Annotated in this window: 7 protein-coding genes; 3 read left to right on the forward strand and 4 right to left on the reverse strand. The window is 73.1% G+C overall.

Features of this window, described 5'->3' with window-relative positions:
• Positions 1-65: 65 nt before the first annotated feature.
• Positions 66-2927: a PIG-L family deacetylase gene (locus AC07FY_RS02240; RefSeq protein ID WP_478999248.1), complete on the reverse strand. Its 2862-nt coding sequence runs from the start codon at positions 2925-2927 to the stop codon at positions 66-68.
• Between the two features lie 615 nt (positions 2928-3542).
• Here AC07FY_RS02240 and AC07FY_RS02245 point away from each other — a divergent pair.
• Positions 3543-6530, forward strand: coding sequence for a bifunctional [glutamine synthetase] adenylyltransferase/[glutamine synthetase]-adenylyl-L-tyrosine phosphorylase (locus AC07FY_RS02245; RefSeq protein ID WP_478999250.1), 2988 nt, complete (start codon positions 3543-3545; stop codon positions 6528-6530).
• 61 nt (positions 6531-6591) lie between these two features.
• Here the strand turns inward: AC07FY_RS02245 and AC07FY_RS02250 are convergent, their stop codons facing one another.
• The 3 genes from AC07FY_RS02250 to AC07FY_RS02260 all read right to left on the reverse strand — a co-directional run bounded on the left by AC07FY_RS02250 (position 6592) and on the right by AC07FY_RS02260 (position 10228).
• Positions 6592-7476, reverse strand: coding sequence for a phosphatase PAP2 family protein (locus AC07FY_RS02250; protein ID WP_478999252.1), 885 nt, complete (start codon positions 7474-7476; stop codon positions 6592-6594).
• 74 nt (positions 7477-7550) lie between these two features.
• Positions 7551-8591 (reverse strand): LacI family DNA-binding transcriptional regulator, encoded by a 1041-nt coding sequence (locus AC07FY_RS02255; protein ID WP_478999254.1) that lies wholly within the window; start codon positions 8589-8591, stop codon positions 7551-7553.
• A 26-nt stretch (positions 8592-8617) separates the two neighbouring features.
• Positions 8618-10228, reverse strand: coding sequence for a glycoside hydrolase family 13 protein (locus tag AC07FY_RS02260; RefSeq protein WP_478999256.1), 1611 nt, complete (start codon positions 10226-10228; stop codon positions 8618-8620).
• Between the two features lie 222 nt (positions 10229-10450).
• Between AC07FY_RS02260 and AC07FY_RS02265 the strand changes: the two genes are divergently transcribed.
• Together AC07FY_RS02265 and AC07FY_RS02270 are read left to right on the forward strand one after the other, a co-directional pair.
• Positions 10451-11725 (forward strand): extracellular solute-binding protein, encoded by a 1275-nt coding sequence (locus AC07FY_RS02265; RefSeq protein ID WP_478999258.1) that lies wholly within the window; start codon positions 10451-10453, stop codon positions 11723-11725.
• A 7-nt stretch (positions 11726-11732) separates the two neighbouring features.
• Positions 11733-12761 carry a carbohydrate ABC transporter permease gene (locus tag AC07FY_RS02270; RefSeq protein WP_478999260.1) on the forward strand — a complete coding sequence of 343 codons (1029 nt, stop codon included), beginning with the start codon at positions 11733-11735 and terminating at the stop codon, positions 12759-12761.

Below are 12761 nucleotides of genomic sequence, written 5' to 3' on the forward strand. Positions count from 1 at the left end.
TGAATCGATAGGTTTTATGCATCTTGCGGCTTATGTCCGTATGGGTGCGCGGAGGAGCGGGGGCGCTACGGCCCCGTGTTGCGCGGGCCGACCGGCTGCCACGGCGCCAGGTACGCGTCCGGCGCGTCGGCCGATGAGGTCACGTACAGCCGCGCGTCCAGCCCCACCACGGCCAGGCTGACCAGGTTCTTCCCGGTCGTCGTCGAGGACGGGCCGCCGACGAACATCAGCGGTGACCGCTCCCACGGACGGCCCCGGCCGACTTCCGCCCCCAGTTGCCCGCCCGCCGCGCGGCCCGCCAGCACGTGCCCGCTCGCCGTCACCGAGCCGAAGCCCTTGAGGCCGCCGAGGTCGGTGAGATTGTTCACCTTCAGTCCGCCGTCACCCGTCATGAGGGCGGTACGGACGTTGCCGGAGCCCGGCTTGCGGAACCACAGCCGCACCCCGCCCTCGCGGCCCTCCGCGGTGAGCGGGAGCGTGGTCTCGGGCAGCCCGGTGGCGGTGACCGGCCCCAGCGGTTCGCCCGGCTTCGGCTGCACCCAGCCCACCACCGACGTGGACGTGGCCGAGAACACCATCCGGCGTCCGGCGCCGTCGGTGCCGGTGGCCGGGGTGCCGTGCAGGTCGGAGCCGCCGTACTGCTCCCACGGGCCCCAGCTGCCGTCCGCCTGCCGCACCCGGCCCCGCAGGGTGTAGGCGCCGTCGCGGACGTACGCCGCCAGCCGGCCGGTGCCGTCGACCGAGACGGCGGGGGCGCTGATGTCGGAGGTCCAGTTCTCGTCCGCGGTCTCGGGAGTGCCCAGCGACTGCCATGCGCCGAACTGCTCGGAGCCGGGGGCCGCCTGGAGCGCGTAGACCACCTCGCGGCGGTAGTCGGCGGGCGCGGTGCCGAAGGACGTGCGGGTGGCGAAGGCCGCTATCCGGCCGTCCGGCAGGGTGACGGTGGACACGCCCGGGTCCATGCCGGTGCCGGGCAGCAGCGTCGGGCCGCTCCAGCGGCCGATGAGGCCCGGCCGGTGCCAGAGGGCGACCTGGCCGTCGAGCACCTTGAACGCCCACAGCCCGTGCTCCTCGTCCGAGACCAGCCAGGAGGTGCTGGTGCCGCGGGCGTAGTTGATGGAGTCCGACCAGCGGTTGCCCGCCGGGTGGTCGGCGACCTTGAGGTCGCCGCAGCCGGCGTCGCTGCCGCAGTGGTTCTGCTGGTCGAGCCAGGCGTAGGTGCCGAGGATGTCCAGCTTCTCCTTGGCCTCGTCCGGGTCCAGCGCACTGGGGAGGGAGCCGTTGAAGTAGCCGAGGTAGTTCTGCACCGCGAAGTGCGGGCGGTCCTTGACGGTTTCGGCGTACGCGGCGGTGGCGAGCTGCACGAAGCGGGCGCCGTAGAAGTGGTCCTGGTGGTCGGTGTACCGCTTGGTGCCGGGGTGCCGGCCCGGGGTCGGGTCCTGGGAGCGGATCGTGGTCGGCTTGTACTGCTCCAGGATGCCGACCAGGGTCTGGACGACCTGGTCCTTCGTGTACGCGAACCGCTGCTTGACCGGGGTCCCGGAGGCGAGCATCGACTCCAGGCGGGGGACCTTGCCGTCCCACAGGCCGTGCAGGCTGTCGGGGACGTCGGTGTAGACGTTGCCGGCCTCGCGCAGTTGCAGCCAGACCAGGTTGACCTGCGGCTTGGCGACCAGGACGTCGACCTCGGCGTGGCCGCCGCCCTTGGTGGGCACGACCGTGCGCTTCCAGGCGCTGCCGCGGTCGCCGGTGGCCATCTTGGCGTAGGCGGCGCGGATGCCGTTCTGGCGGGCCTCGGCGTAGGCGGGTTTGTCGGGGGCGGCGACGGCCTGCTTGGCGGAGCCGGCGTTGACGCCGTCGGCTTCGCCGGAGGTGAGGTAGACCGAGGTGACGGGGAGGCCGGCGGATATGGAATAGCGCAGGTCGGGATTCATGAAGTACAGGTCGTCGTCCGGGTGGGCGACGATCTGCAGCACCCGGCCGGGATCGGGCGCGTCCGCGGGGGCCGCGGGGGCGGTGGCCCTGCTGTCGGGGGCCGCGGGGGAGGCGAGGCGGTCGAGTGCGTCGTTGCCGCGCAGCACGAGCATGCTGCCGGCGGCGGAGGCCGCGCAGAAGGCCACCACGGTGACGAACCTGGCCCACCGCCTCGCCTGCGCGGTGGCGGGGGTACGGGTGTCGGCGGGTGCGTGGTCCTCCGGTGTAGGGAGCGCCCGGATGTCGGCCCGATGCCGGGCTTGGGATCCGGCGGGGGAACCGGCGACACCGGGGGCCTCGGCGGGAGGCGCTGCGGTCTCCGGGGCGTCGGAGGGTGCGGTGCGGCGCCGCCGACCGCGGGCGCCGGTCCGCGCGGCGTCGCGGGCCAGGCGCGCGGCCTTGCGGCTGCCGCGCGGCACCTCGACCGGCGCGGGCGCGTCCACCGCCGCCCGCGGGGCCTCGGCGGCGTGGCCGTCGTGCCGTGCCCGCGCCTGCGGAAGCTGCGGGCCACGCCGTGGCGTTGCCTGCGGCGCGCCGGGGTGGTCGTCGTGCGGGTGGGCCTGCGGTTCGGGGATGCGGGTGCCGTACTGCCGGGCGTCTGGCGGCGGGGCGGGGCGGTGGTCGTGTCGCCGGGCGCTTGCCTGCGGGTCGGTGGGGTGGTTGTGCCGGTCGGCCTGGTGCGGGAATGGGGCGCCGTGCTGCCACGCACCCGCCTTCGGGTGCTCGGTGGGGTGGTTGTGCAGATCGGCCTGGTGCGGGAACCGGGTCCCGTGCTGCCAGGCACCTGCCTGCGGGGCTTCGGTCGGGCCGTCGGAGTGCCACGCCACCGGCTGCGGGGCCTCGGTCGCGCGGCCGTCGAGCCGGGCTCCGGTCTGCGGGGCGGGGTGCTGCGGTGGCAGGCTCGGCTGGGGATCCGGCCAGGGGGAAGCGGCGTAGGGGCGTCCGTCGGACATGGGGCTCCTCGCGGCCGGTCAGCGGGGAGCGGGCCCCATCACGCCATAAGTCTTGGGATCATCCGATAATCGTCCTCATCGTACGTGCCCAGGCCACGCAACCCGGCGCCCACCGGGACCGGTACGGCGTCGGGAAGAACACAGCCCCCCCGCCCCGCACGGACGCTCCCGCGCGGTCCCGCACATCGCCCTCGGGACGATGACCGAGCCGTCCGGACGCCCGCGTACGGACGCCCCCGTGGCGCCCGACGTCGGCATACGGCCACCCCGCCCCCGGCGGCGCCGGCGGCGTGGCCCGTCCGAAACCCCGTCCGAAACCCCGGCCGGGTGCGCCGATCCCCAGCCGATCCCGTGTGAAGAACGCCACCCCGCACCGGCCCCCGGCCCCACCCGACGCCACCACCACCGAAGGCCCTTGCCGATCCCCAACCGGCCGCCACCCCCGAGTCGGCCCCGGCCTCCGCCCGGACGTCGTCGCGGCCCGTCCCGAGCCCCGGCCCCCGGCAGGCCCCCGCGCCGCCCCCCAGGCCGGTCCCCCTTCGCGGGCCGGGGCACCTATAGGCTCAGCCGCAGGTACGCGAACGCAACTGGCAGACGACCGCGGGAGGCGGCGGGATGACGGTCCCGGGACGTAGGAGCAGCACCTTCAGCCGGCTGCTCCGCAGCGGATTCACCGATCCGTCCACCGCCGCCCGGCTCCTCGACGCCGACGCGCTGGCCTCCGTGCGCGCCGACCCCGTCCTCCTCGACGCCCTCGGTGCCACCGCAGACCCCGACCTCGCCCTCCTCGGACTCGTCCGCCTCGCCGAGGCGCAGCCGCCCGAGGAACTGCCCCGGCTCCTCGACACCCTGGTCAGCGCCAAGCCGCTGCGCGACCGGCTCCTCGGTGTGCTCGGCGCCTCCGAGGCCCTCGGCGACCACCTCGCCCGCCACCCCCGCGACTGGCACGCCCTGGTCACCTACGAGGCCGCCGACCTGCACCCCGGGCTGCCCGACTTCGAGCGCGGCCTCGCCGACGCCCACGACCCCGTCGCCCTGCGCGTCGCCTACCGCCGCTGCCTGCTCTCCATCGCCGCCCGCGACGTCTGCGGCACGACGGACGTCGCCCAGACCGCCGCCGAACTCGCCGACCTCGCCACCGCCACCCTCCGCGCGGCCCTGCGCATCGCCGGTGCCGCCGCCCCCGAGGACGCCGCCCAGTGCCGGCTCGCCGTCATCGCGATGGGCAAGTGCGGCGGCAACGAGCTCAACTACGTCTCCGACGTCGACGTCATCTTCGTCGGCGAGGCCGCCGCCGGAACCGACGAGGGCAAGGGCCTCCAGGCCGCCACCCGCCTGGCCTCCCACCTGATGCGGATCTGCTCCGAGACCACCGTCGAGGGCACCATCTGGCCCGTCGACGCCAACCTCCGCCCCGAGGGCAGGAACGGTCCGCTCGTGCGGACCCTCGCCTCCCACCTCGCCTACTACCAGCGGTGGGCCAAGACCTGGGAGTTCCAGGCCCTGCTCAAGGCCCGGGCCGTCGCCGGCGACCCCGACCTCGGCGCGCAGTACATCGAGGCCATAAGCCCCCTGGTCTGGCAGGCCGCCGAGCGCGAGAACTTCGTCGCCGACGTCCAGAAGATGCGCCGCCGCGTCGTGGACAACATCCCCGCCGCCCAGGTCGAGCGCGAGCTCAAGCTCGGCCCCGGCGGCCTGCGCGACGTGGAGTTCGCCGTCCAGCTGCTCCAGCTCGTGCACGGCCGCACCGACCACACCCTGCACTCCGGCACCACGCTCGACGCCCTGCACGCCCTCGCCGCCGGCGGCTACGTCGGCCGCACCGACGCCGCCCAGCTGAACGACGCGTACCGCTTCCTGCGCACCATGGAGCACCGCATCCAGCTCTACCGGCTGCGCCGCACCCACCTTGTCCCGGAGGACGAGCAGGACCTGCGGCGCCTGGGCCGCTCCATGGGCCTGCGTACCGAACCCGTCGCCGAACTCCACAAGACCTGGCGGCGCCACGCCTCCGTGGTGCGCCGCCTGCACGAGAAGCTCTTCTACCGCCCCCTCCTCGACGCCGTCGCCCAGCTCGCCCCCGGCGAGGCCCGGCTCTCCACGCGCGCCGCCGGCCAGCGCCTCGAAGCCCTCGGTTACGCCGACCCGGCCGCGGCCCTGCGCCACCTGGAGGCCCTCGCCTCGGGAGTCACCCGCAAGGCCGCCATCCAGCGCACCCTGCTGCCGGTCATGCTCGGCTGGTTCGCCGACTCCGCCGACCCGGACGCCGGGCTGCTCGGCTTCCGCAAGGTCTCCGACGCCCTCGGCAAGACGCCCTGGTACCTGCGGCTGCTCCGCGACGAGGGAGCCGCCGCGGAGAACCTCGCCCGCGTCCTGTCCGCCGGCCGCCTCGCCCCCGACCTGCTGCTGCGCGCCCCCGAGGCCGTCGCCCTGCTCGGCGACCCCGAGGGCCTCCAGCCCCGCAGCCCGGAGGCCCTGGAGCAGGAGGTCCTCGCCGCCGTCGGCCGGGCCGACACCCCCGAGGCGGGCGTCGCCGCCGCCCGCGGGGTCCGCCGTCGCGAGCTGTTCCGTACCGCCGCGGCCGACATCATCGGCTCCTACGGTACGGAGGACAGCCCGGCCGAGGAGGACCACGGAGCCCTCGTGGACCGGGTCGGGGCGGCCGTCTCCGACCTCACCGCCGCCACCATCGCCGGGGCCCTGCGCGCGGCCGTCGGCTCCCAGTGGGGCAGCACCCTTCCCACCCGGTTCGCCGTCATCGGAGTCGGCCGCTTCGGCGGCCACGAACTGGGCTACGGCTCCGACGCTGACGTCCTGTTCGTCCACGAGCCCCGCGAGGGCGTCGGCGAACAGGAGGCCGCAAAGGCCGCGCAGAGCGTGGTCGCCGAGATGCGCCGCCTCCTGCAGCTGCCCACCGCCGATCCGCCGCTGCTCATCGACGCCGACCTGCGCCCCGAGGGCCGCTCCGGTCCGCTGGTGCGGACCCTGGCCTCGTACGCCGCCTACTACCGGCGCTGGTCCCTGACCTGGGAGAGCCAGGCCCTGCTGCGGGCCGAGCCGGTCGCGGGCGACCCCGACCTCGGCCGGCGCTTCATCGACCTGGTCGACCCGCTGCGCTACCCGGTAGAGGGCATCGGCGAGGACGCCGCACGGGAGATCCGCCGGCTGAAGGCGCGGATGGAGTCGGAGCGGATGCCGCGCGGCGCCGACCCGACCCTGCACACCAAGCTCGGCCGCGGCGGGCTCAGCGACGTCGAGTGGACCGTCCAGCTGATGCAGATGCGGCACGCCTGGGCCGAGCCGGGCCTGCGCACCACCCGCACCCGCGAAGCCCTGGCGGCGGCCCACGCCGCCGGGCTGATCCCGACCGAGGAGGCGCAGATCCTGGACGAGGCATGGGTGCTCGCGACCCGGGTCCGCAACGCGGTGATGCTGGTGCGCGGCCGCGCCGGGGACACCTTCCCCTCCGAGGCCCGCGAACTGGGGGCGGTGGGGCGCTACCTCGGCTACGCGGAGGGCACGGTCGGCGAGATGCTGGACGACTACCGCCGCATCACGCGGCGCGCCCGCGCGGTGGTGGACGAGCTGTTCTACGGCGCGTAGCCCCGGCCGGACCCATTGCGTAGCCCCGCCCGCCGCGCGGCTCCGCCCGCCGGGAGGGGCGTCAGCGCCGGAAGCGGTTCAGCGCGGCCGTCGCCGGGTGCGGACCCGCGTACTGGGGGTGGCGCGGCAGCCGGTGCGGGAGCGAGCCGAACCAGGCCCGCGAGGCGGTGTAGCCGAAGGCCAGGCAGAGCAGGCCGCCCACGGCGTCGAGCCAGAAGTGGTTGGCGGTGGCCACGATCACCACGAGGGTCGCCGCCGGGTAGAGCAGGCCCAGGATGCGGGCCCAGGGGGCGGAGGCGACCGCGAAGATCGTCAGCCCGCACCAGAGCGACCACCCTATGTGCATGGACGGCATCGCCGCGTACTGGTTCGACATCTGCTTGAGGTTCCCGGAGGCCATGGAGCCCCACGTGTGGTGGACCAGCACGGTGTCGATGAAGTCCTGCCCGTTCATCAGCCGGGGCGGCGCGAGCGGGTACAGGTAGTAGCCGACCAGCGCGACGCCGGTGGTGGCGAACAGGACGAGCCGGGTGGCGGCGTAGCGCCCGGGATGGAAACGGTAGATCCACACCAGCACGCCGATGGTCACGATGAAGTGGAGCGTGGCGTAGTAGTAGTTCATGCCCACGACAAGCCACGTCACGGAGTTCACCCCGTGGTTGATCGTCTGCTCCACGGCGATGCCGAGGCTCCGCTCGGCGCTCCAGATCCAGTCGGCGTTGGCGAGCGCGGCGGCCTTCTGCTCCGGGACCGCGTTGCGGATCAGCGAGTACGTCCAGTAGCTGACCGCGATCAGCAGGATCTCGAACCAGATCCGCGGGCGGCGGGGGCTGCGCAACCGGGTCAGGAGGGAGCGTTCGGGCCCCGTCCGGACCTCACTCTCGGTCACGGGGGGTGACGAGACGTCCGTCCTGGTTTCCAGTGTCTTCACGCTCGCTTCACCCATGGGGAGAGAGTCTGCCAGATGCGATCTCGCCTCCGATCATCCCTCGGGACGGTCTTCGGCGCCTGCTCTCCGCCCTAGGGACGACGCCGGGCCCGGGCCTGCCCGGGGCCGGAGGCCGTGGAGCCCCGGACCACCAGCTCGGGCAGGAAGACGAACTCGCTGTGCGGGGCCGGCGTACCGCCGATCTCCTCCAGCAGGGTCCTGACGGCCGCCTGGCCCATGGCCTGCACCGGCTGCCGGATGGTGGTGAGCGGCGGATCGGTGAACGCTATGAGCGGGGAGTCGTCGAAGCCGACGACCGACACGTCCTGCGGCACCCGCAGTCCGCGCTGCCGGGCGGCGCGGATCGCACCGAGCGCCATCATGTCGCTCGCGCACACCACCGCTGTGCAGCCCCGGGAGATCAGCGCGGTCGCGGCCGCCTGGCCGCCCTCCAGCGTGTACAGGGAATGCTGGATCAGCTCCTCGGTCTCGGCCTCGTCGAGCCCGAGCCGCTCCCGCATGCCGAGCCGGAAGCCCTCGATCTTGCGGACCACGGGTACGAACCGCTTGGGTCCGACCGCGAGCCCGATCCGGGTGTGCCCGAGCGCCGTGAGGTGGGTGACCGCGAGCTGCATCGCCGCACGGTCGTCGGGGGAGACGAAGGGCGCCTGCACCTTGTCGGAGAAGCCGTTGATGAGGACGTACGGCACGCCCTGGCCGCGCAGTTGGTCGTAGCGGCCCATGTCGGCGGTGGTGTCGGCGTGCAGGCCGGAGACGAAGATGATGCCGGAGACCCCGCGGTCGACGAGCATCTCGGTCAGCTCGTCCTCGGTGGACCCGCCGGGCGTCTGGGTGGCCAGGACGGGCGTGTACCCCTGGCGGGTCAGCGCCTGGCCGATGACCTGGGCGAGCGCCGGGAAGATGGGGTTGTCCAGCTCGGGGGTTATCAGCCCGACGAGGCCCGCGCTGCGCTGGCGCAGCCGTACGGGCCGCTCGTAGCCGAGCACGTCGAGCGCGGCCAGTACGGACTCACGGGTGCCCGCGGCCACACCGGGCTTGCCGTTGAGCACGCGGCTGACTGTGGCTTCGCTGACCCCCGCCTGGGCTGCGATGTCGGCTAGCCGTGCGGTCACGGGATTGGACTGTACCGGTCGCACGTTCAGATTGCCCACCACGTGCACGAGTCCGCCGGCAGGGCCACCGTGCGCCCGTCCGTCTCGACGGGCGAGCTGGACAGCACGGGACGTCCGGGCGCGGGCAGTTCCACCGCTTCGGGCCGGGTGTTGAGGGTGCAGGCGAAGCCGGGCCGGGTGAAGAGGAGGACGCCCTCGGGGGCGGGCTGCCAGGACAGCGGGCCGGCGTCCGGGGAGCCGAGACCGGGCAGGGCCCGGCGCAGTTCCAGGGCGGCGCGGTAGAGCTCCAGGGTGGAGTGCGGGTCGCCGGTCTGGGCGGCGACGCTCAGGCCGGCCCAGCTCGCGGGCTGAGGCAGCCAGGCGCCGGCCGGCCCGAAGCCGTACGGGGGCCGGGAGCCGGACCAGGGCAGCGGTACCCGGCAGCCGTCGCGCAACCCGTCCTGGCCCGCGGTGCGCAGGAAGGCGGGGTCCCGGCGGACCTGGGCGGGGAGGTCGGCGACCTCCGGCAGGCCGAGCTCCTCGCCCTGGTAGAGGTACGCGGACCCGGGCAGGGCCAGCATGAGCAGGGCGGCGGCCCGCGCCCGCTCCAGGCTGCCGCAGCGGGTGCGGTGGCGTACGACGTCGTGGTTGGACAGCACCCAGGTGGTGGGCGCCCCGACGGAGGCGGTGGCGGCCAGGGACTCGTCGACGACTGTCCGCAGCGCCGCCGCGTTCCACGGGCAGGTCAGGAAGCGGAAGTTGAAGGCCTGGTGCAGCTCGTCGGGGCGGACGTAGCGGGCCAGGCGCTCGGAGGTCGGCGCCCATGCCTCGGCGACCCCGATGCGCTCGCCCGGGTAGGAATCGAGGAGCCGGCGCCAGGAGCGGTGGATCTCGTGGACGCCGTCCTGGTCGAAGAAGGGCAGCGGCTCGGTGCCGATGAGGGTGGCCTGCGCGCCGCGGCCGATGTCGGGCAGGCCGGAGGCCTTGACCATGCCGTGGGCCACGTCCACGCGGAAGCCGTCGACGCCGAGGTCCAGCCAGAAGCGCAGCACCGAGGCGAACTCGGCGGCGACCTCGGGATGGCCCCAGTCCAGGTCGGGCTGCTCGGGGGCGAAGAGGTGCAGGTACCAGGAGCCGTCCTCGACCCGGGTCCAGGCGGGGCCGCCGAAGACGGACTCCCAGTCGTTCGGCGGCTCGGCGCCGCCGGGCCCGCGGCCGGGGTGGAAGTGGTAGCGCGCCCGGGCCACCGGATCGCCGGCGCGGGCGGCACGGAACCAGGCGTGCCGCTCGGAGGTGTGGTTCGGCACCACGTCCACGATCACCCGCAGGCCGAGCGCGTGGGCGGCCCGCACGAGGTCGCCGGCGTCGGAGAGGTCCCCGAAGAGGGGGTCGACGGCCCGGTAGTCGGCCACGTCGTAGCCGCCGTCGGCCTGCGGCGAGACGTAGAAGGGGGTGAGCCACAGGGCGTCGACCCCCAGCCGCGCCAGGTGCGGCAGCCGCTCGCGCACCCCCCTCAGGTCCCCGACGCCGTCGCCGTCGCTGTCGGCGAAGGAGCGCACGTACACCTGGTAGATGACGGCATCACGCCACCAGCGGGTGCCCGCGGCGGTGTTGCTGGAAGCGTTTGCAAGCTGGACGGCCGTCGACTCTTGGGTCATATCGGGGTCAACGCAAGCACACGCCCCGTGGTTGCGGGCCTGCGAGGGCCAAGGCGGCGGGAACGAACAGCAAGCTGCGGCAACCGTACGGACACACGGATGTAACGATCAGCGCGTCTTGCAGAAAATTGCCGCAAGCCCTTTCGGTCTCCTTTCAGCCTTGTTACGTTCCTGGCAACTCGGGACCGCGAGGGCGCGTCCGGGATCATCGAAGGAGTTCATATGCGGCGTGGCATAGCGGCCACCGCGCTGGTCGCGGCCCTGGCGCTCGCGGCGACGGCTTGCGGTGGTGACACCAAGGACGACAGCGGCGAGACCAAGGCCGGTGGCGAACTGTCCGGCACCGTCACCTGGTGGGACACGTCGAACGACGCCGAGAAGGCCAGCTTCCAGAAGATCGCCGAGGCGTTCACCGCGAAGCACCCGAAGGTGACCGTCAAGTACGTCAACGTCCCGTACGGCGACGCGCAGAACAAGGTCAAGAACGCCTTCAGCAGCGGTTCCGACGCCCCCGACGTGATCCGCGCCGACGTCGGCTGGGTCGCCGACTTCGCCTCGCTGGGTTACCTCGACGAGGTCCCGGCCGAGACGGCGAAGAAGATCGACGCGGAGTTCCTCCCGCAGGCCGCGGCCAGCGGCAAGTTCGAGGGCAAGACCTACGCCGTGCCGCAGGTCATCGACACCCTCGGCCTCTTCTACAACAAGAAGATGCTCGCCGACGCCGGCGTCCAGCCCCCCAAGACGCTCGAGGAGCTGAAGACGGCCGCCGCCGCCGTCAAGGCCAAGAGCGGCAAGGCCGGCCTCTACCTGCGCGGCGACGACTCCTACTGGTTCCTCCCGCTGATCTACGGCGAGGGCGGCGACCTGGTCGACGCGAAGAACAAGACGGTCACGGTCGACAACGCGGCCGGCGTCAAGGCCTTCAAGACCGCCCGCGACCTGGTCACCTCGGGCGCGGCGGTCACCAACGCCACCGACGGCTGGACCAACATGCAGACGGCCTTCAAGTCCGGCGAGGCCGCCATGATGATCAACGGTCCGTGGGCCGTCGCCGACACCTACGCCGGCGACCAGTTCAAGGACAAGGCCAACCTCGGCGTCGCCGCCGTCCCGGCCGGCTCGGTCAAGGCGGGCGCCCCGCAGGGCGGCCACGACCTCGGCGTCTACGCCGGTTCGAAGAACCGCGACGCGGCCCACGCGTTCGTCGAGTACATGACCTCGCAGGAGGTCCAGGTGCAGTCGGCCAAGGAGCTCAGCCTGCTCCCCACCCGCACCGCCGCCTACGAGCAGCCCGACGTGAAGAGCAGCGAGATGGTGCAGTTCTTCAAGCCGGCCGTGGACAAGGCCGTCGAGCGCGCCTGGATTCCGGAGAACGGCTCCCTCTTCGAGCCGCTGAAGGTCGAGTACACCAAGGCGATCACCGGGGCGTCGAGCCCCGAGGACGCCGCCAAGGCGGCCGGTGTCGAGTTCCGCAAGATCCTCAAGGGTTGGAAGTAACGACGAGATGGCTGCTCACACCAGCCAGTCTGTGGTGAAGGCCGCGGGTGACGGAGTCGGGAACGACGACGCCGCCCGCGGCCGGAGCCGCAGGACTGACAGCGGGAACACGGGTGGACTGAGGCGCGCCCTCTCCACCCACTGGTACGCCTGGACCATGATCGCCCCGGTGGTGCTCGTCCTCGGCGTGATCATCGGGTGGCCGCTCGTGCGCGGCGTCTACCTGTCGCTGACCGACGCCAACGAGCGCAACGTCGCCCGTGACATCGGCGCCCGCCACATCGACGCCACGTATGAGTTCATCGGGCTCGACAACTACGCGGCCGTCCTCGGCGACCCGGTGTTCCTGCAGCGGCTGGTGTGGACGGTGGCCTGGACGGTCGCGTGCGTGTCCATCACGTTCGTGCTCGGCCTGACCCTCGCACATATGCTCAACCGGCAGTTCCGGGGCCGCGCCGCCTACCGGATGGCGCTCATCCTGCCCTGGGCCGTGCCCGGCTTCGTCTCCGTCTTCGCCTGGCGGTTCCTCTTCAACCGCGACAACGGCATCCTCAACAAGGTGCTCGACGGCGGCGGCATCGCCGCCGTGCCGTGGCTCGACGACCCCACCTGGGCCAAGTTCTCCGTCATCGCCGTCAACGTCTGGCTGGGCGTCCCCTTCATGATGGTCGCCCTCCTCGGCGGCCTGCAGTCGATCCCGGGCGAGTTGTACGAGGCCGCCGAGATGGACGGCGCGAGCCCCTGGCAGCGCTTCCGCCACATCACCCTGCCGGGACTGCGCGCCGTGAGCATGACGGTGATCCTGCTCTCCACCATCTGGACCTTCAACATGTTCCCGGTGATCTTCCTGCTCACCCGGGGCGGACCGGGCGACTCCACCGAGATCCTGGTCACCCAGGCGTTCCGGGAGGCGTTCATCACCAGCCCCCGCGACTTCGCGGTCTCCGCGACGTGGGGCGTGCTGATCCTCCTGCTGCTCATGATCTTCGCGCTGGTCTACCGGCGCTCGCTGCGCAAGCAGGGAGAGGTGTGGTGA

The organism is Streptomyces sp. NPDC045967, from assembly GCF_056430495.1.